This is a genomic window from Streptomyces sp. NPDC048352, from assembly GCF_040651895.1.
Classification (GTDB): domain Bacteria; phylum Actinomycetota; class Actinomycetes; order Streptomycetales; family Streptomycetaceae; genus Streptomyces.
Window position 1 is genome coordinate 1 of the sequence record NZ_JBEZKZ010000049.1, and the last position, 18,730, is coordinate 18,730.

At 77.0% G+C, this 18,730-nt stretch carries 13 protein-coding genes and 1 pseudogene; 4 read left to right on the forward strand and 10 right to left on the reverse strand.

What is annotated here, in order from left to right:
- From AB0D45_RS23365 to AB0D45_RS23395, 7 genes and pseudogenes are all read right to left on the reverse strand, one after another.
- A pseudogene (locus tag AB0D45_RS23365) lies at window positions 1-514 on the reverse strand (hypothetical protein); the annotation flags it as partial.
- A complete protein-coding gene (locus AB0D45_RS23370; RefSeq protein ID WP_362462125.1) occupies window positions 511-4,059 on the reverse strand; it encodes a DUF5682 family protein in 3,549 nt (1,182 codons plus the stop codon). The gene AB0D45_RS23370 and the pseudogene AB0D45_RS23365, both read right to left, overlap by 4 nt.
- Window positions 4,056-5,210 carry an AAA family ATPase gene (locus AB0D45_RS23375; protein WP_362462128.1) on the reverse strand — a complete coding sequence of 385 codons (1,155 nt, stop codon included), beginning with the start codon at window positions 5,208-5,210 and terminating at the stop codon, window positions 4,056-4,058. The genes AB0D45_RS23370 and AB0D45_RS23375 overlap by 4 nt, the downstream gene beginning before the upstream one ends.
- 94 nt (window positions 5,211-5,304) lie before the next feature.
- Window positions 5,305-10,260 (reverse strand): DNA-binding protein, encoded by a 4,956-nt coding sequence (locus AB0D45_RS23380; protein ID WP_362462130.1) that lies wholly within the window; start codon window positions 10,258-10,260, stop codon window positions 5,305-5,307.
- Window positions 10,257-11,117, reverse strand: a complete 861-nt coding sequence (locus AB0D45_RS23385) for a DUF4132 domain-containing protein (RefSeq protein WP_362462132.1) — start codon at window positions 11,115-11,117, stop codon at window positions 10,257-10,259. Before AB0D45_RS23385 ends, AB0D45_RS23380 begins: the two co-directional genes overlap by 4 nt.
- Before the next feature lie 219 nt (window positions 11,118-11,336).
- Window positions 11,337-12,851 carry an MFS transporter gene (locus AB0D45_RS23390; RefSeq protein ID WP_362462134.1) on the reverse strand — a complete coding sequence of 505 codons (1,515 nt, stop codon included), beginning with the start codon at window positions 12,849-12,851 and terminating at the stop codon, window positions 11,337-11,339.
- A 143-nt stretch (window positions 12,852-12,994) separates the two neighbouring features.
- The gene (locus tag AB0D45_RS23395; protein ID WP_362462136.1) at window positions 12,995-13,516 is read right to left on the reverse strand and encodes a MarR family transcriptional regulator; all 522 of its coding nucleotides are present in this window, start codon (window positions 13,514-13,516) and stop codon (window positions 12,995-12,997) included.
- 120 nt (window positions 13,517-13,636) lie between these two features.
- Here AB0D45_RS23395 and AB0D45_RS23400 point away from each other — a divergent pair, with 120 nt between their 5' ends.
- Complete coding sequence (locus AB0D45_RS23400) at window positions 13,637-14,047, forward strand: organic hydroperoxide resistance protein (RefSeq protein ID WP_007262362.1); 411 nt, start codon at window positions 13,637-13,639, stop codon at window positions 14,045-14,047.
- Window positions 14,048-14,059: 12 nt separating this feature from the next.
- Here the strand turns inward: AB0D45_RS23400 and AB0D45_RS23405 are convergent, their stop codons facing one another.
- The gene (locus tag AB0D45_RS23405) at window positions 14,060-14,479 is read right to left on the reverse strand and encodes a hypothetical protein (protein WP_361610308.1); all 420 of its coding nucleotides are present in this window, start codon (window positions 14,477-14,479) and stop codon (window positions 14,060-14,062) included.
- A gap of 176 nt (window positions 14,480-14,655) precedes the next feature.
- Between AB0D45_RS23405 and AB0D45_RS23410 the strand changes: the two genes are divergently transcribed.
- From AB0D45_RS23410 to AB0D45_RS23420, 3 genes are read left to right on the forward strand one after another with little or no spacing between them, the layout of a single operon-like run.
- A complete protein-coding gene (locus AB0D45_RS23410) occupies window positions 14,656-15,921 on the forward strand; it encodes a sensor histidine kinase (protein ID WP_362462139.1) in 1,266 nt (421 codons plus the stop codon).
- Complete coding sequence (locus tag AB0D45_RS23415) at window positions 15,909-16,562, forward strand: response regulator transcription factor (protein WP_361610311.1); 654 nt, start codon at window positions 15,909-15,911, stop codon at window positions 16,560-16,562. The genes AB0D45_RS23410 and AB0D45_RS23415 overlap by 13 nt, the downstream gene beginning before the upstream one ends.
- A complete protein-coding gene (locus AB0D45_RS23420; RefSeq protein WP_362462142.1) occupies window positions 16,559-17,374 on the forward strand; it encodes a hypothetical protein in 816 nt (271 codons plus the stop codon). The genes AB0D45_RS23415 and AB0D45_RS23420 overlap by 4 nt, the downstream gene beginning before the upstream one ends.
- 19 nt (window positions 17,375-17,393) lie before the next feature.
- Here AB0D45_RS23420 and AB0D45_RS23425 read toward each other — a convergent pair whose 3' ends face one another.
- Both AB0D45_RS23425 and AB0D45_RS23430 read right to left on the reverse strand, forming a co-directional pair.
- Window positions 17,394-17,909 (reverse strand): DUF664 domain-containing protein, encoded by a 516-nt coding sequence (locus tag AB0D45_RS23425; RefSeq protein ID WP_362462145.1) that lies wholly within the window; start codon window positions 17,907-17,909, stop codon window positions 17,394-17,396.
- A 97-nt stretch (window positions 17,910-18,006) separates the two neighbouring features.
- A complete protein-coding gene (locus tag AB0D45_RS23430; RefSeq protein ID WP_362462148.1) occupies window positions 18,007-18,636 on the reverse strand; it encodes a hypothetical protein in 630 nt (209 codons plus the stop codon).
- Window positions 18,637-18,730: the final 94 nt, after the last annotated feature.

Below are 18,730 nucleotides of genomic sequence, written 5' to 3' on the forward strand. Positions count from 1 at the left end.
CGGCGGGGGCCCCGGCCGCCGCGCCGGCCCGGGCCGCGGCGGCGTGCCGGGCCTGCGACCCGGCACCGGCCCCGGGCTCGTCCCCAGCTCCGTCCCCGGCACCGGCTCCGGCTCCGTCCCCGGCACCGGCTCCGGCTCCGTCCCCGGCTCCGGCTCCGTCCCCGGGCTCGCCCCGGAACTCGGCACCGGCTCCGGGTTCCGCCCCGGGCTCCTCCCCGGCCAGGGGCGCGGCTCCCAGTACCGCCGCCCGGTGCAGGCAGCGCGGTGCCAGCAGGCAGCAGCAGACGGCCTGGTCGGCCCGGGTGACCACCCCCGACGGTCCCGGCCGCACGGTGACCACCGCGTCCTCACCGAACCGGACGGTGACACTGCCGTCCGTCCCGGTCCCGGCGTCCGCACCGCCCCGGCAGCCCTCGATGGCGGCGTCCAGCTTCTTGCGCAGCCGGGCGCTGAGGTTCTCCACCGCGTCCGCGACCACCTCGGCGGTGACGGGCGGCAACAGCGGACTGGTCATCGGGGCTCCCCACGGAGTCGGTCGCCCACCCAGCGGGCGAGGGCGAGAGGGCTGAGCGCGGCCACCGGCATCCCGGCCGCGACGAGTTGCCGCGCGACCGGGACCGAGTAGCGGGGCGCTCCCGAGTCGTCGAGCGCGGCGCAGCCCAGCAGATGGGCGCCGGACGCGGCCAGGGCGCGGACCTCGGCGAGCAGACCGCCCACCGGGGCGCCCTCCTCGAAGTCGCTGACCACGACGACCAGGGTGCGGCTCGGCACCGTGATCAGCGTCCGGGCGTGCGCGAGGCCCGCGGCGATGTGCGTACCGCCGCCGACCCGCACCTCCAGCAGCAGGGAGAGGGGGTCGTCGACGCGGCCGCTCAGGTCCACGACCTGGGTGGAGAAGGCGAGGAAGTGCGTGGACAGGGTCGGGACCCCGCCCAGCACCGCCGCCGTCAGGGCCGACCAGACGACGGACGCCTCCATCGAGCCGGAGACGTCCACCACCAGGACGAGCCGCCAGTCCGCCTCCTGCGACGCCCGCGTGCGGAACACCGGCCGCTCCGGGACCACCACCACCCGGCCGTCGTCCAGGCGCCTGGTGTGCGCCAGGTTGGCCCGCAGGGTGCGCGCCAGGTCGAGCGGGCCGCCCGGCCGGCGGGTCGGGCGCGGGGTCGCCAGACCCGACAGGGCCGGGCGCAGCCGCGTGGCCAGCTCCTTGGCCAGCTCGTCGACGAGCCGCCGCACCAGCGGGCGCAGCCGGGCCAGGTGCGCCTCGGACATGCCGCCGGCCAGCGAGAGCACGGAGGTCAGCAGTTCCACGGACGGGCGCACCGAGCCCGGGTCGAGCTGGGCCAGTACGTCGGTGCGGCCCGCGCCGGCCGCGTCGGCGAGGACCTCCTCGCGGACGTCGGCGCCGAACAGGGACTCCAGCTCCGCCGACCACTCCCGGGCCGTCGGGAAGGAGGCCTCGTCCCCGCCGCCGGAACCGGGGCGGCCCACGTCCGCGGAGCCCTCCCCGCGCCCCGCGCCGTACAGCTCGTCCAGCGCGCGGGCGTAGGGCTGCGCCCCGGCGGGGAGCCGGTCGCGCCGGCGGCCGAGCAGCAGCCGCCACCGGTCGGCGGGCGCCAGCCGGGGCTCCTCCGGCGGCCCGGGCCGGGCCGGCTGCGCGGCGGCGGGGCCCGCGGCGCCGGCGCGCGGGTCGGCGCCGCCCGGGTCGGCGGCGGCGTCCGGCGAACTCCCGGGCAGCGCCAGCGTCTTGAGCGCGGCGAGCCCGGCCGCGTCGGCGGCGGCCCACAGGGCGAGCAGCGCGGGCGGCGCGTCGAGCGAGAGGTCGACCCGGTCGCCGAGCCGCTCGGTGACGGTGTCCAGCAGCCGCTCCCGCGCGGCCGGGCTCAGCACCTCGAACCCGGCGCGCAGTGCGGGCAGCCGCTCCAGGAACGCCGCGTCGGACAGGGAGTCCACCCGGTCCAGCAGCGGGGTGAGGGCGGCCGGGGAGGCGCCCAGCAGCGGCCCGGCGGCGGTGAGCAGCCCGGTGAGCCGGCGGGACAGGGCCCGCCGCCCGTCGGCGGTGGCCGCGCCGTCCACCCAGGCGGCGGCGCGGGAGCCGAGCCCGGCCGCCGGATCCAGATCGAGCAGCACCCGTACGGCCAGGGCCGCGCCCCGCATCAAGGGGCTGCCCTCGGAGGCGAGTTCGGCCAGTGCGGCGTCCATGCGCAGCCCCAGCCGGCGGGCGGCGGCCCGGTCGGCGAGGGCCACCAGGGCTTCCGCGTCGGCGGGGTCGTCGCTGCCGGCGAGACCGGGCAGCGACCGCAGCGCGGCGTCCAGCAGGTCGCCGACGAGCTCCCCGGCGGTGGCCCGCGCACCGTCCGGCGCGCCGGGCAGGTGGCCGCGGCGCAGCCCCTCCAGCAGGTCGGCCGCCTCCAGGAGTTCCGGCACGGTGGCGGTGTCCGGCAGTACGGCCGCCATCTCCTCCAGCCGTACGCCGACCAGTTCGGGCAGGTCGCACCGCGCGGCGGCCTCCAGCCCGGCCAGCACCTGTGCCGCCGTCGGGCCGCCTTCGGCCGCCTGGCGGCGCGCGGTGTCGCGCAGGGTGCCCGCGGCCGCCTGGGCGGCGCTCACGCCGCGGACCCCGGCCAGGTCGAGGCGGGCCGGGACCGAGGGGGTCCAGGACAGCCGCCACCTGCTGCCCAGGGCGGTGCCGTCGCCGGTGGCGGCCACGGCCAGGGGCTCCCCGTAGGAGGCCCCGCAGACCAGCAGCCGGCGCAGCAGGACCTCCCGGCGCCCGTCGAGCTCCGAGCGCAGCGGGTCCAGGCGCACCTCGCGGGGCTCCGGATCGGCGGGGCAGGGCAGCCGCAGCGCGGCCAGCTCCGCCTCCACGGAGGGGCCGAGCCCCGAACGCGGGGCGTGCGGGGTGGTGCGGCCGCGGCCCGTGCCGACGAACACGGCCTCGAGGGCGCGGGCCAGCGCCCGGCCCCGGCCCACGGGTTCGCCCTGCCCGAGCACGGTCGTGACGGCCTCCAGCAGCTCGCCCCGGCCGGGCGCGGGCAGCCCGCGCAGCACCGCCAGGTCACAGGCCAGCCGCAGCGTCTCGGCGGCCTCCCCGGTGCCGGCCGTGTGCCCGGCGCGGCGCAGCTCCCGGCACAGCCGGGTGAGGGCGCCCGCCGCCGCCTCACGCAGCCGGGCGGGGTCCCCGCCCGCTTCGAACACGGCCTGCTGCCACAGGGGGTCGCGGATGCCGGCGGGGTAGCCGGAGCGGGAGTCGAGCAGGTCGTACGCGTACGCCACGAACGAGGTCACCACCGGCGCGTCCGCCCCGCCGGAATCCCCGCCGGAAGCCCCGCCGGGTTCCGGCGCGGCGGCGCAGGCCTCCCCGTCCCCGCCGCCTTCCGCGAGCAGCGCCGGGGCGTGGAACGCGCCGATCACGGCGGCGACCCGGAGGCCGGCGAACCGCGCGAGCACGCCCCGCATGTGGGACTCCCGCGCCAGGTCCACCGCCGCAACGGCGCCGGCGTCCGCCCGCAGCGCCCAGCCGACGCCCAGCGCGGCGCGGCGCACGGCCTCGGGGGAGCAGCCCGGGGCCAGGACCTCCACGGCCCGGTCCCACAGGTCGTCGCCCTCGCGGCCGGTCCCCGAGGCCGCGAGCGCTCCGGCGTAGGACCGCTGCCCGGCCGCGGCGGGGGGTGCGGCCGCACCCCCGTCCGCCGACCAGCCCGGGTCGGACAGCGGCAGGTCGCAGCAGACGACCTCGACACCCCGCCGGCGGGCCCAGCGGAGCGCCGCCAGCTCCGGGGAGAAGTCCGCGAACGGGTAGAAGGCGAGGCGCCCGTCCCGTCCCAGGCCCGCCAGCGCGACCGGCGCGACGGTCTCCGGGTCGGCCAGGTGCGCCAGCCACGGCTGGAAGTCGGCCGGCAGCTCCACGCAGACGACCTCGGGGTCCGCCGCCTCCAGCAGCGCCGGGACCACTGCGGCCAGCGCGGGACTGTGGTGGCGTACCCCCAGCAGGTACGGGGCGCGGCGGGCGGCCAGCTCCTCCACCGCCGCCCGGGGCTCGGCGGAGAGCGTCAACGCAGGCTCCCGCGCAGGTCCCAGAGCCGGCGCCACATCGCCGAGCCGTCCTCGGCGCGGCGGCGGACCGGGCCGTCCCAGTAGCCCAGCAGCCGCCCGTGGTCGGCCGGGTCGTCCTTGCGCACGACGCCCAGCAGGTGCCCCGGCAGCAGGTCCAGCACGTCACCGCCCGGCAGGTACGCGGCCGCCACCCCCAGCGAGGCCGCCACCTGCACGGCCTCGGCGGTGGACATGACCGTGCCCGGCCGCTCCACGTCCCAGCCCTCGGCGCTGCGCCCCGAGCGCAGGTCCCGGAAGACGGTGACGAGCGCGTCGAGGACGGAGTCGTCCACCCCGAAGGCCGCTCCGGCGCGCTCCACGGCGGCGACGGCCTGCCGCCGGATCAGGGCGCTCTCCGCGTCCGGGTCCGCGATCGGGCCGACGGTCTCGAAGTTGAAGCGCCGCTTGAGCGCGGCGGACATCTCCGAGACGCCCCGGTCGCGCAGGTTGGCGGTGGCGATGACGGTGAAACCGGGGGCCGCGGACACCACCGCGTCCTCGGTGGCGGTCAGCTCCGGCACGCTGACCCGCCGGTCGGACAGGATCGACACGAGCGCGTCCTGCACCTCCGGCAGGCAGCGGGTGATCTCTTCGACCCGCGCCACCCGCCCCGTCCGCATCGCGCGGAGCACGGGGGAGTCGACCAGGGCCTGCGGGGTGGGGCCCTGGGCCAGCAGCAGCGCGTAGTTCCACCCGTAGCGGAAGGCGTCCTCGGTGGTGCCGGCGGTGCCCTGCACGGTCAGCTCGCTCGTACCGGACACGGCGGCCGACAACAGCTCGGACAGCATCGACTTGGCGGTGCCCGGCTCACCGGTGAGGAGCAGCCCGCGCTCCCCGGCGAGGGTCACCACGCACCGCTCCACCAGGGCGCGTTCGCCGACGAACTTCGGGGCGATCACCAGCTTGGCCGGCAGTCCGGCGCGGCGCTTGGGCAGGGCCAGTTCCCCGCCCTCGCTGCCGCACACGAAGGTCACCACCGCGCGGGGTGTCAGCGCCCAGCCGGGCGGGCGGGGGCCGGTGTCCTGGGCGGCGAGGAAGGCCAGTTCGGCGGCGTACCGCTCCTCGGCGGGCAGGGCCTGCCGGGCGGGCGCGGACGGTTCGGTGACGGTCATCGGGATTCGGGTCCTCCGGTCATGGAACGTCGGGGAAAGGAAGAAAGGGGGGCCGGCGGCCGGGGCGCGGCGGCACGCCGCGCCCCGGGGGAGCTCAGCGCCGGCGGCCGGCCGCGCGCTTCACCTTCAGCTCCTCGAAGCGGGGTGCGTCGCCCGCGCGGACCCGAGCCCACGCCCGGCGGTAGAGCTCCGCGGCCGGCTCGGCGGGTACCAGCACGCCCAGCGGCGGATGCCCGCCGGCCGCCAGGGCGTACAGCGGCAGCTTCCACGTCTCCACCGGCAGGACCGGCGAGCCGGGCTCCGTCCAGCCGCCGGGCAGGAACAGCGAGCGCCCGGCGCGGGTACGGCTCGCCTGCACCACCAGGTCCGTGGCGGCCAGCTCGGCGCGGGCGGCCTTCGTCCGGGCCGGCTTCCAGCCCGTCCAGCGGGCCGTGTTGCGGTCGGTGGGGTCGGGCATCGCCAGCAGCGCCAGGTACAGCGCGGCGGCGTCCGCGCCCAGCCCGTACGCCCCGGACACCTCCGCCACCAGCTCCGGGACGCTGCGGGACGGGTCCTGCGGCCACCAGGTGCCGTCCTTGTCGGCGGCGCCCGCGACCGGCGCCCCCGGATCGGCGAGCAGCGCGGCGAAGCCCGGGTCGTGGGCGAGGCGCAGTGCCGTCTCGGCGGCGGAGGGCTGCTGGCCGGCGTCGCGCAGCAGCGGCAGGTACGGGTCGGATCCGGTCGAGTCCAGCAGCGCGGGGCGCAGCGCCGGCCGGGGCTGCCCGTCGTGCGTGGCCAGCACCACCGCGCCGTACCGTTCGTACCCCTCGCCGGTCTCGGTGGGAGTGCCCGCCGCCTTGCGGAAGTCGGCGAGGTGGACGTAGTGCCCGACCCCCAGCAGGAGTTCCGGCGCGGCGAGGCGCTGGCGCACCGCGGTGAGCGCGGGCGGCAGGCAGGCCCGCAGGGGGTGCCCGGCGGGCAGCCGGTGGGCGAGCCAGGCCGTCAGGGCGGTGGCGCCCGTCAGCACGTTCGTGTCGAAGGGCCGGGTGACCGGAGTGCGGGGTTCCACGTGGTCCCCCTCGACCTTCCACGCGACATCGCACGACAGCACCGGGGACGCCGCCGCGTCCAGCAGCGCGGGCAGCGCCTGGTGCGGTGCCCAGCCGCCGCGCACCTCCTTGTTGGCGTCGGTGAGCAGCCACTCGGGCACGGGGGTACGGCGGCCCACGCGCTCGTTCCACACCCGCGCGGCGGCGGCCGCGTCCGGGCCGTCCGTCCACAGCAGCGCCGGGTCGGCGGGCAGCAGCGCCGCGACCAGGGCGCGCCGGACGTCCGGGGCCAGCTCCTTCAGGTCGTCGCGGGCGTTCGCGGCGTCCGCGGCCTTGACGCCGAGGGTCGCGCGCAGCGCGTCGGGCAGGAACGCGCGCTCGTACGAGTCCAGGTACGGCAGGCCCGCGAGGACCAGCCGGGCCATGGCGGCCGAGACCCCGGTGAGGCGGCCGAACTCCTCGGCGGCCTCCGGGAACCAGGGGGCCGGGCCGCGCGCGGCGGCCTCCTTCAGGAAGGCGGACAGCCAGCCGGCCGGGCGCTCCCGGTCGCCGACGGGGCCTGCCGTAACTGCCGCGGTGTAGGGGGCGGGCACGGTGAAGGCGCCGGCCGGGTCGTGCAGCAGGGCGTCGAACTCGCGGCCCCGGGGGAACTCCAGGGCCTGCTCGTTCAGGCCGAGCACCGCGCCGCCGCCGAGCGGCATGACCGCGCGGTGCCGTCCGCCCCGGCCGCGCTCGCGGCCGTCGGCCCCGAGCAGGTGGGCGGTGTCGATCCGGACGCGGACCCGCCGCCAGCGCGCGGCGGACCCTTCGGCCGAGGCCAGGCCGAGGGCGTCCACCTCGCCGAGCAGCCGGCACAGCGCGGCCCGCTGCTCGTCGGCCGCACCGGTGACCACCGCGCGGTAGGCGACGGCCGCCGGGGCGTCCAGGAAGAGGTCGGCCCAGGGCAAGGACGAGTGCGCCACCTTGGGCAGGTCGACGTGCAGCCGCCCGGGAACCGCCTGCGCGGCGGTGTCCGCGGCGACGGCGCCCAGGGACCGCAGGAAGCGGTACGTCCCGTCGGCGTCGCCGCCGTAGTAGCGGTGGCCGGGGGTGCCCGTGAGCCCGTCCACGCCGCTGTGGAGCAGCGAGTCGGCCGGGCCCCGGTCCTTGGCGGGCTCGCGCACGGACACCGGCGCGGGCTCCAGCGCGGCCGCCACCTTGGCGAGGGCCTTGCGCTGGGCCAGTGCGGACCGGAGGGCGTCGGCCACGCCGCCGATCAGCGCGGGCGCGCTCACGGCGGGCAGGGCCGCGCTCACCAGCGCGGGCAGCTCCGCGGGCTTGTCCGCCTCGGCGGCGGCCGCCAGCAGCGCCCCGGCTTGCGTCGCGTCCACCGCGCGCAGCGCCGCCGAGCCCTCGGGGTCGCGCGGCCGCAGGCAGTACCAGTAGGCGAGCTGCGGGAGTTCCGCGTGGCCGGTCCAGTAGAGGCCGCCGTGGTAGTCGGCGGAGACCCGGCAGGTGACGGCCCCCTCGGGGTCGACGAGGGACAGGGTCCGCCAGTCCTGGGAGACGGCCCGCGGCCGGTCGTCACCGGGGAGGGTGACGGCGGCGCGCGGGATGGAGCCGCCCTCGGGCACGGTGACGCAGCGCCCCGCGGTGTCGGAGCCGTGCCAGCCCTGCCCCGGGACGCGCACCGCCCGCCAGCCGAGCACCCCGTCCACGGGCGCGCCCAGCACCGAGCCCTCGACGGCGGGCGCCGGCCGCAGCCAGTCCTGGCCGATCCGGTCGGGCAGGAAGCTGCCGTGCGGCCGGTCGCGCAGGGCGTCGGCGAGGAAGCCCGGCAGGGAGCGCCGCCCGACGGCCCCGGAGGCGGGGTCGTACTCCGCCCAGCCCGCGTCCTCCCACCGGTTGCCGTCCTGGTCCCACACCCAGTACGAGGTCCCGTCGGAGATCACCGCCCGCTCGGCCGGCAGCCGGCTGTCGCCCGCGTGCAGGACCGCGGTGCCGCCGGTGGTCCGTCCGCCGCCGGGCAGCGGCAGGGTCACGTGCTCGGAGCGCACCGACCAGTAGGTGGAGGAGGAGTCGAGGGTGAGGACGTCGCCGGGGGCGCTCAGCCAGTAGCCCTGGACCGGGCCGTCGTGGGAGGCCCAGAAGACGAGCAGGTCGCCGTCGGTGTAGTGGAAGCCGTGGCTGTACCGGTCGCCCTGCGGGATCCGCAGGTCGTGGGTCAGCACCGCGGAGTCGGGGCCGATGACCCGCACCTGCGTGGAGTTGGCCACGATGACGTACGGCCAGGCGTCCATCACGGTCAGCCGTGCGCGGCCCCGGCCGGGCGCCAGCTCGGTGACGGCCTCCTCCCAGGCCGGCCAGACCAGCTCCTCGAACAGACCGCCGCGCAGGGTGCGGGCCAGGATCCCGCCCAGGTCGACGGAGGCGGCCCGGGACACCTCCTCGGGGGCGAGGGCCAGGGCCGAGGACGGCAGCCAGGTCAGCCGCCGCAGCGCCTCGGGCAGTTCGGGCAGGGCCGCCGCGGTGGACGCGGCGGCCACCTCGCGGACCCACTCGGCCACCAGCGCGCTGCTGCCGGGAGCCTCGGCGAGGTGCCGCACGACCCCGCGCCCGTCGGACATGTGGGTGTTGAAGCGGTGCAGGGTGCGCAGGAAGACCGGCCGCATCCGCTCGTCGGCGCACAGCGCCCGCAGGTCGCGCCGCTCCGGCGAACGGGACCATTCCTCCAGGCCCAGCGTGCCGTCCGGACCGGGGTCGGCGACGGGCAGGCCCAGCGAGAGCAGCAGGTCGAGCAGGTTCACGTCCTGGAGGGCCAGGCGCAGGCCCGCCTCCCGTTCGGGCAGGGCGAGTTCGGCGCGCAGCCGGGCGGCGCAGCGGGTGACGAGGGGGAGCAGTGCGGGCAGCGGCGGCGGGGTGCCCCAGCCGGCGTGGCGGGCGGCGTGGAAGCGCTCCAGCCAGCCGGCGGTGCCGTCGGTGCAGCGCTCCTCGGCGGGCAGTCCGTCCTCGAAGAGCCCGGCGGTGGCGCCGGACTCCTCCAGCACCTCCAGCCACAGGGCGGCCAGTTCCCCGGCGCCGCCCCCGCCGGAGGGCATGATGCCGAGCAGGGTTCCGCGTACCGCGGGCACGCGCTTGGCGAGGGCGACGAGCGCCGTGCGGTGCGCCTTCCACCAGCCGGTCGCGGCCCGCAGGGTGGCGGGCAGCGGCAGCAGCTCGGCGAGGTACTCCTGCTCGGGCCCGTTTCCGGTCAGCCCGGCCGCCCGGGCCAGCCGGCGCAGTTCCGCGGCGGCCTGCGCGGACGGCGCGAGCCCGCCCGCGGTGCGGCGTACGCACAGGCGGCGGAAGCGCTCGAAGGCCTCGGCGGGGGAGACGCGCTGGGCGAGTTCCCTGCCGTAGCCGGTGAGCACCTTCACCGGCAGGGCGCCGGCCAGGGCGAACTCCAGGAAGACGGCGTCCAGCCGGTCCTCGTCGACGGCCAGGCCGTAGCGGGCCTCGCTGGTGCGGGCCCGGCCGAACAGCTGCGCCGCGTACGTGGTGTTGTCGACGGCGAGGAAGACGCGCGCGGCCTGCTCGTAGAAGACGGGCAGGAAGTGCGGGACGGCGGCGGCGAGCCGGTCGGCCAGCTCGTGGCAGGCGTCGAGGGCGGCCTTGGGCTTGGTCTTGGCCTGCCGGGCCAGCCGGTCCAGTTCGGGGACGACGGCGAGGGCGTGGTGGCCGTCCTGCGGGTGGTGCACCAGCACCCACTCCGGGAAGCCGAGCGCCTGGCGCCGCCCGAGGCCGACGACCTGCGGCTCGCCGTCCGGTACGAGGCCCAGGAAGCCGGCGGCGAGGTCCTCGGCGGGGCCCAGCTCGGCCGCGGCGAGGCGGACCACGACCCGCTCGTCCCCCAGGGCCGGGTGGCGGTAGGCCCGCGCGGTGAGGGGGACGGCCGCGGCGCCCGCCCCGGTGGTGCCGGCGGGCAGGACCGCGCCCGCCGCCAGCAGTCGGGCGCTGTCGCCGGTCGCGCCGGCATCGGTGCTCATGGTGTCGGTGGTGCTCACGCCTCGTCCCCGCCCTCTTCGATCTTCCGCCCGGCGTACAGCGCCGCGGCCATCCGCATGCCCTCGGACCAGGCCACCGGCCCGACCTCGCCGAGCCGTACCGCCCGGCCCTCCCCGTCGTGCCAGTTCAGCGATCCGGTGGCCGACTCGTCCTCCCAGTAGGGCTCGCCGATCCACACGGCCGCCTCCACCGCCCGGCCCGAGTCCCGCACCCGGCAGGTGGCGTAGCCGCCGGTGACCCGGTAGCCGAGGGAGGTCGCGCGGGCCGCCAGGCTGAACCGGCTGGGGAACACGCCGCCCGCGTAGTCCCGCACCTCGGTGGCGGCCGGTTCCAGGTCCGCGGGCTTGTGCCAGGTCGCCCGGTGGATCTGCTCGACCCGCTGCGTGATGTCCAGCTCGGCGGCGAACTCCCGTACGTCGTCCAGGTCGGGCAGCAGCACCGGGTGCGGCAGGGTCACCGTGCGCGGCGAGAGCCGGACGGTCTCGCCGTCGAGGGTCACGACCTTCAACTCGCCCGTGGCGGTGGCGTCGCGCAGGAAGCCCACCTCGTCGGGGTCGCTGTCGGGGACGACCGCCAGGTCGCGCAGCGCGGCCTGCCAGGCCTCGTCGGGCCAGACCCGGGCGAGGAGTTCGGTCGGCACCGGCAGCGAGGACACCATCCAGGTGTCGACCTGGGCGACGCAGGCCGCCTCGTGCCGGCCGAGCCACTCGGCGAGCCGGCGCAGCCGGTCCACCTCCGGATGGTCGCGCAGCGCCTTCGGCAGCGCCTTCAACTGCCGCCCCGCGGGCCGCCGTACGGCGACCCGCCCCTCCACGAGGGAGATCTCGTACCCCTCGTCCAACGCCAGCCAGCCCATCGGTGCGCGCCCCTCCGCCTGTCCGAAAACGGTCTTGCGCAGCCCGGATCGAGGCGCGAGCGCCTGCTGAGCTGCGGTATGCGGGGAGACTAGCGAGCCCCACTGACAACGCCGCCGGGAGGGTTGCGGCCGGGCCGCCGGGTGCCGTCGGCGGCCGGACACGCCGCTGCCCCCGGTCCGGGGGACCGGGGGCAGCGGGCGGGCGGGCCGGGGGTGGTGTCAGACCGCGTCGGCGGTGTCCGCGGCCCTGGACGGGGCGGGGGCCGGGGCGGGGGCCGGGGTGGCCGTCCGCACCACGCGCGGGCCGTGGCCGGAGCGCAGGCCGAGCCAGCTGATCAGCGCGACCAGGGCGAAGGCGGCGGCCCCGATCCAGAAGGTGAGGGTGAATCCGGACTCGGCGGGCAGCGGCGGGACGCCCTTGGGCAGGTGCTCGACGGTCTGCGAGGCGAGGATCGTGGTGACGATGGCGCTGCCGATCGCGCTGCCCGTGGAGCGGGAGATGGAGTTGATGCCGTTGGCGATGCCGCTCTGGTGGTGCGGGACGCTGGACATGATCACCGCGGGCATGGCGGCGTAGCCGAAGCTGACGGCCGCGCCGACGACCAGACCCGCGCCGATCACCGAGAGGGTGTGGCCGTGGTCCAGTGCCAGCCAGCAGAAGCCGGCGGCGCCGAGGGCGGCGGCCACGGAGAGCGCGAGGCGCGGGCCGCGGTGGCGCACCAGCTGACCGCCGACGGGGGAGGCCAGCAGCGAGACGATCGCGCCGGGCAGCAGGAACTGGACGGAGGCGCGCAGGATGGACGCGTCGAAGCCGTAGCCGGTGAGCTTCTCGGGCATCTGGACGAGGTAGGAGACGCCCAGGAAGTTCGCGAACATGCCGAAGCCGACGAGGATGCCGGCCAGGTTGGCCATGAGCACCGGGCGGTGGACGAACATCTTCATGTCGACGAGCGGTTCGGCGACCTTGCGCTCGACGAGCACCCAGACGGCGGTCATCACGGCCGCGCCGGCGAAGGCGCCGAGGGTGCGGGCGGAGGACCAGCCCCACTCGTGGCCCTGGGAGATGGGCAGCAGGAGCAGCAGCAGGGCGATGCCGAGGGTCAGCGCGCCGAGGAAGTCGGTGCGTCCGCCGGTCTTGTGGCGGGTCGCGGGGACCAGGAACACCACGGCCAGCAGGGCCAGGGCGGCGAAGCCGGTCGCCATCCAGAAGGCGTTGCGGTAGTCGGCGCCCTCACCCGAGGTCAGCAGACCGGTGGCGACCAGCGCCAGGCCGCTGCCGAACGCGAGCGTCCCGCTGACCAGCGCCATCGCGCCCGGCAGCTTCTGCGGCCGGACCTCCTCGCGCAGCACCGACAGGGCCAGCGGGAAGATCGCGGTGGCCGCGCCCTGGAGCACGCGGCCCAGGAGCAGCAGCGGCAGGGAGGTGGCGAGGGCGGCCACGACGGAGCCCGCCACCATCACGCCGAGGACGGCCACCAGGGTGGGCTTCTTGCCGTGCTGGTCGCCGAAGCGGCCGAGCAGCGGGGTGAAGACGGCGGCCGACAGGAGGGTGGCGGTGGTCACCCAGCTCACGTTGGCGGTGGAGGTGCCGAGGTCGTTGCGGATCAGGCCCAGGATCGGGACGGGCAGGGTCTGCATCATCGACACGACCATGGCCGCCAGGCTCAGGGCGAAGACGATGACCGTCTCGTTCCTGGTCCCGGCTTCGGCGGGGGCGGGTGCGGCGGAGCTCATGACGGGGAGGACCTTCTTAAAGTGCTTCAGGAAGCAGATGTTTTATGTCATCAAGTACTTTGAAGAAGGTAGCCAGCAATAGTTAAGGTGGTCAAGTAAAAGGTTGACCATGTCAACGATTCCGGTGGAGCCCGGGTGGTGCCCTAGGGGGCGTCCTGCGGGGTGGCGGCGTCCACGGCGTCCACGGCGTCCACGGCCGCGTCCAGGGCGGCCGTGAGGCGGCCCAGCCGCTGCTGGAGCTCGCGGATCTCGGCCAGCTCGAACCCGGTGGCCCTCGCGATCCGGCGCGGCACCTCGACCGCGCGCTCGCGCAGGGCCGCGCCCTCGTCGGTGAGCACCGCCTGGACGGACCGCTCGTCCTCGGCACTGCGCTCGCGCCGGATCAGGCCGGCCGCCTCCAGGCGCTTGAGGAGCGGAGAGAGGGTCCCCGAGTCCAGTCGCAGGTGCTGTCCGAGCTGCTTGACCGGCAGCGTCCCGTGCTCCCAGAGCACCAGCATCACGAGGTACTGGGGGTAGGTCAGGCCCAGGTCCTTCAGGACGACCCGGTAGAGCCCCCCGAAGGCGCGGTTCGCCGCGCCCAGCGCGAAGCAGATCTGCCCGTCGAGGCGGAGGAAGTCCTGGTCGCGGAGGGGTGCGCGGAAGGCGTCGGCAGGCTGCTCGGTCATGGGTCCCAGTGTATCGGAGCCATCTTGAGCGCGATTGAGTTGTGCACAATTTAATTGTGTGCTCTAGTGGTGGTCGAGGGTCGGCCACCGGCCGCCCCGCCCCTCTGAAAGGACCTCCCGATGGACGCGCTGTACACCGCCGTCGCCACCGCCAACGGCCGCGAGGGCCGCGCCGTCAGCTCCGACGGCCAGATCGACCTCCCGCTCGCCATGCCGCCGGCGCTGGGCGGCAACGGCCAGGGCACCAACCCCGAGCAGCTGTTCGCCGCGGGCTACGCCGCCTGCTTCGCCAGCGCCCTCGGCCTGGTCGGCCGGCAGGCGAAGGTCGACACCGGTGACGTGTCCGTCACCGCAGAGGCCTCCATCGGCCAGGACGCCGGCGGCTTCGGCCTCGCCGTCACCCTGCGCGTCGAGCTCCCCGCGCACCTGGAGGGGGAGACCGGCACCCTGCTGGTCAAGCAGGCCCACGAGGTCTGCCCCTACTCCAAGGCCACCCGCGGGAACATCCCCGTCGAGCTCGTCATCGAGTAGGGCCCGCCCGCCTCAGGCGGTGCGCCGCGCGGCCACCACCGCGCAGGCCACCGCCAGCGGCAGCTCCGCGGCGAGCGCCAGCAGCACCGCCGTGCCCTGCCCGGCCGTACCCGCCGAGGTGACGACGTCGAGCCAGGCGTCGGCCGCCAGCAGCGCCGCCGTCGCGGCCGCCACCGGCGAGGCCCGGGGGTCCTGCCTGCGCAGCAGCAGCCCCGTCCCGGTCAGCCCGGCCGCCAGCAGGGCGTCGAAGCCGATCCAGGCGGTGGACCAGTGGGGCACCTCGGCCGTCTGCGGCAGCGTCCCCGCCAGCACCACCATCCACGGCAGCAGCGCCACCCCGGCCCCGGTGAGCACCGTCGCGAGGCGCGGCGCGCGACCGCGCGCCGCTGCGGGCCGGCTGCGTACCTGGAACTGCGGGGCGGCGAGGGCCATGGCTGCGGGTCTCCTTCCGGTCCGGCGGTCGCTCCGCCGGGCACGCCACCACTCTGTCGGCCCGCGGGGGAAAGATCAGTAGCTCCACCGTCCCGCCCGGGGGTGGTGCCCGCTCCACCCCCGCCGGGGTGCCAGGGTGGTGGTACGACCTTGATCCATACGATTACCGTACGGACATGGCAGTTGGCGGCGCCCTGAGGCGTATGTACACCTGGACCGCGTCGCACACCCCCTGGTCGGCGTGGGCCTGGCGCAACACGGCCTTCACCACGGCCGCGATCCCGCCCGCCCTGCCCCTCGTCACCGGCCTCGCGCTCCTGGTGGCGCTCCCCGGCCACAGCCCCGTGCCGCTCCTCCTGGTCCTCGCGCTCCGCCCGCTGCTGACGCTGCTCCAGCGCAGCCGCTTCCGGTCGCTGCTGGACCTCGAAGTGCCGCCCGTCGTACGCGAACACCGCTGGGCGAGCGCACGCGGCCTCGCCGAGCGGATGCGCTCCGAGTCGACCTGGCGCCAGTACGGCTACCACCTCCTGGTCAGCCCGCTCGCCGCAGCCGGAGCCGCCGTCCTCGTCCTCGTCTGGGCCGGCGGCGCCGCCTCGGCCTCCGTCTACGCCTGGTACTGGCTGCTCCCCACCGACGGCGGACCGCCCGCCCCCGACTGGAACGAGCAGTACGACCTGATCACCGTTGGCGGGGTGCTCGCCCTGCTCGCCGCGCCCTGGCTGGCGGCGGCCCTGGCCCGGCTCGACGCCACCGCGGCGGCTGCCCTCCTCGGCCCCAGCCGGGCCCGCGAACTCGAGCGGCGCGTCGAGGACCTCGCCGAGAGCCGGGCCGGCGTGCTCGACGCCGCCGACCTGGAGCGCCGCCGCATCGAACGGGACCTGCACGACGGCGCCCAGCAGCGCCTCGTCTCCCTCGCCATGAACCTCGGCATCGCCCGCGCCACCCTCACCGGCCTGCCGCCCGAGGCCAGGGCCGTCATCGACGAGGCCCACCGCGAGGCGAAGGAGGCCATCGAGGAACTCGGCAACCTCGTACGGGGCCTGCACCCGGCCGTACTCGAGGACCGCGGCCTGGACGCCGCGCTCTCCGGCATCGCCGCCCGCGCCCCGCTGCCCGTCGAACTCGCCGTGGACCTCGCCGAACGCCCCGGCCCCACCGTCGAGGCCGTCGCCTACTTCGTCGTCTCCGAAGCACTCGCCAACGTGGCCAAACACGCCCGCGCCCAGCGCTGTTCGGTTCGTGTGACCCGCGTGGCGGGCGGCGCCGGCGACCTGCTGCGCATCGTCGTCACCGACGACGGCGTCGGCGGCGCCGATCCCGCCGCCGGCACCGGACTGACCGGCCTGCGCAAGCGCGTAGGGTCGGTCGACGGAACGATCTCCATCAACAGCCCCCTCGGGGGCCCTACCGTCGTCACCGTGGAGCTGCCGTGCGGGCTGTGATCGCCGAGGACTCCGTCCTGCTGCGCATAGGTCTTGTCAAAGTCCTCGAAATGGCCGGATTCGAGGTGGCCGCCGAAACCGGCGACGCCGAAGGGCTACTGGCCGCCGTGGAGGAACACCGGCCGCACCTCGCCCTCGTGGACGTCCGGATGCCGCCCGGCTTCACCGACGAGGGCGTCCGGGCCGCCCTGATGATCCGCAGCCAGAGCCCCGGAACGGCCGTGCTGCTGCTGTCCCAGTACGTGGAGGAGCGCTACGCCGCCGACCTGCTGGCCTCGCAGAACGGCGCGGGCATCGGCTACCTGCTCAAGCAGCGCGTCGCCGACGTCGAGGAGTTCATCGACGCACTGCGCCGCGTCGCGGCCGGCGGCACCGCCCTCGACCCGCAGGTCGTCGCCCAGCTGCTGCTCCGCCGGGGCGGCCCCGACCCGCTGGAGCGGCTCACCCCGCGCGAGCGCGACGTCCTCGCCCTGATGGCCGAAGGCCGCTCCAACGCGGCGATCGCGGCCGGACTCGTCGTCAGCGAGAGCGCGGTGGCCAAACACATCAACAACATCTTCGCCAAGCTCGACCTGCCCCCGGCCGCCGAGGGCCACCGCCGCGTCCTCGCCGTCCTGCGCTTCCTGGACGGCACACCGTGACCCGCCCCGCCGCCGGCGGCCGCCGGCAGCGCCTCGCCTGGTACACCGCCGCCGCCCTCAGCTCGGTCCTCGTGCTGGCGGCGGCCGCCTGGCAGGTGGGCACGGACTCCGGGCTCCGCAGCCGTACGGTCGACGGCGGCAGCGGCGGCCGGGCGGTGGCCGCCGTGGAGGTCGTGGCGGGCGCGTCGGAGGTGAGCATCACCCCGCGCGGGGACCGGCAGGTCGGCTACCGGGCCGACTTCGCCTGGCTGTTCGAGGAGCCCGCCGTCGAGGAGAGCTGGCTCGGCGACACCCTGAAGCTGACCCCGCACTGTCCGCGTGACGCCCTCACCCTCAGCACCGGGCCCGGCTGCTCGGTGCGGCTCGCGGTGACCGTGCCCGCCGGCATCCCGGTGCGGGTCTCCGGCGGCTCGGGCCGGATCAGCGTCAGCGGCCTGGCCGGGACCGTCGACGCCGAAACGGGGTCGGGCACGCTGGCCCTGGCCGATCTGCGCGGCCCCCTGCGGGCGAGGGTCGGCTCCGGCACCCTGCGGGCCACCGGCCTCACCGTCCCCCAGGCCGACATCCGCGCCGGGTCCGGCCGGGCCGACGCCCGGTTCGCGGCCCCGCCGGAACACGTCACCGCGCGCGCCGGGGCCGGCCGGCTGGACCTGGCCCTGCCCCCGGGCACCCGGTACCGCGTCACCCAGCGGGCGGGCCCGGGGCATTGCGAGGTGGAGGACGCCCTCGACGACCCCTCCGCGGCCCGCACGCTGGACATCGCCGCCGACTCCGGCCGGGCGGGCGCGGCCTACCGGCCCGCCGGGGCCTGAGCCGGTCGCCGGGGCCCGGCTACGCGGACCTCCGCCGGAGGACCCCCCGGACGTAGGCCGCCTGGCCCGCGTGCTGGAGGTCGTCCGTGAGGACGCTGACGAGCCGCACCCCCAGGCTGACCGGCGGGTCCCAGCGTTCGTCGACGATCCGCTCCAGGTCGGCGGCGGCCAGGCCGCGCACGTAGCGCAGGCTCTGTTCGTGCACCGCGTCGTAGTAGCCCAGCAGCAGCTCCGGCGCGTCCACGCGGACCGTGCCGGCCTGCGCGGCGGTGTGCCCGTAGCCGATTCCGTCGGCGGGCAGCGGCAGGCCGAAGCGGTCGGCCCAGCCCCCGGCCCGCCACACCTGTTCCAGCCCCGCGGCGTCCGCGACGTGGTCGTCCTGGACGCGGGTCAGGTGCCAGACCAGCCAGGCGATCGAGTTCGCCGCCGGGTCGAGCCGGGCGTTGAGCTCCTCGGCCGTGAGGTCCGCGACCGTCTCGTGGACCACCTCCCGGATGCGTCCGAAGCCGTCCGCCAGTACCTCCGTGGCCTTCATGCCCAGTCCCCAGCCGTGTCTCTCGTCGTGTACGCCGTCGCGCCCTTCGCGGGACCACCATGCTCGCCCGCCGCCCGGTGCGGCGGGCGACACTCCGTCAGCGTCGGGAGCGGCGCAGGAACACCCCCGCGAGCGCGCCGGCCAGGGCGATCCCCGCCACTCCGGCGGTGGTCCACCAGCCGCCCGGGCCACCGGAGTCGCCGGACGGCGCGGGCGCGGCGGCAGGCGTGGACGGGGCGGAAGGCGCGGAAGGGGCAGCGGCGGGTGGGGCGGCGGGCGCGGGCGCCGAGGCGGTGGCCGGAGCCGACGGGGCCGAAGGGGCCGGGTCCACCACCGGTACGGAGATCTCCTGCCGGGCGTGCCCGAGCGAGGGGAAGCCCGCGTCGACGGTCACCGTCCACGCGCCGGGCGGCAGCGCCTCGGCGGTGATCCACCCCGCCGGCTTGCCGGGGTCGCGCACCAGCCGCCAGGGGCCCGCCGTACGGGCCCCGTCGGCGGTGACGGCGTTCACGGTGGCGGCCACGGCCTCCTCGACGGCGTCCCCGTCGTTCTCCCAGGTGACGTCGGCGGTGACCCGGCCGTCGCGCTGGCCGGTGACGACCACCTTGAGCGTGTCGCCGTGGGCGCGGGCGGGGACGGCCAGGCCGACGGCCTGGGCGAGGCACAGCAGGGGCAGGGCGAGTACGGCGAGGGCCAGGGCGGCGAGGCGGGGAAGGGGTCGGCGCATCGGCACGGTGCTCCAGTGAGGGGAGTCGGGGGAGGGGAAGCGGTCGCGGGCGGCAGCGGCGGTCGCGGGAGAGCGGAGGGCGGGCGGCCGTAGG

What these genes read in the sequence shown, in the direction of transcription:
- AB0D45_RS23430 (WP_362462148.1), bottom strand. Translation starts at nt 18,636, where the DNA reads ATGCGCCGACCCCTTCCCCGCCTCGCCGCCCTGGCCCTCGCCGTACTC.
- AB0D45_RS23425 (WP_362462145.1), bottom strand. Translation starts at nt 17,909, where the DNA reads ATGAAGGCCACGGAGGTACTGGCGGACGGCTTCGGACGCATCCGGGAG.
- AB0D45_RS23395 (WP_362462136.1), bottom strand. Translation starts at nt 13,516, where the DNA reads ATGACCGAGCAGCCTGCCGACGCCTTCCGCGCACCCCTCCGCGACCAG.
- AB0D45_RS23375 (WP_362462128.1), bottom strand. Translation starts at nt 5,210, where the DNA reads ATGACCGTCACCGAACCGTCCGCGCCCGCCCGGCAGGCCCTGCCCGCC.
- AB0D45_RS23405 (WP_361610308.1), bottom strand. Translation starts at nt 14,479, where the DNA reads ATGGCCCTCGCCGCCCCGCAGTTCCAGGTACGCAGCCGGCCCGCAGCG.
- AB0D45_RS23410 (WP_362462139.1), top strand. Translation starts at nt 14,656, where the DNA reads ATGGCAGTTGGCGGCGCCCTGAGGCGTATGTACACCTGGACCGCGTCG.
- AB0D45_RS23400 (WP_007262362.1), top strand. Translation starts at nt 13,637, where the DNA reads ATGGACGCGCTGTACACCGCCGTCGCCACCGCCAACGGCCGCGAGGGC.
- AB0D45_RS23390 (WP_362462134.1), bottom strand. Translation starts at nt 12,851, where the DNA reads ATGAGCTCCGCCGCACCCGCCCCCGCCGAAGCCGGGACCAGGAACGAG.
- AB0D45_RS23385 (WP_362462132.1), bottom strand. Translation starts at nt 11,117, where the DNA reads ATGGGCTGGCTGGCGTTGGACGAGGGGTACGAGATCTCCCTCGTGGAG.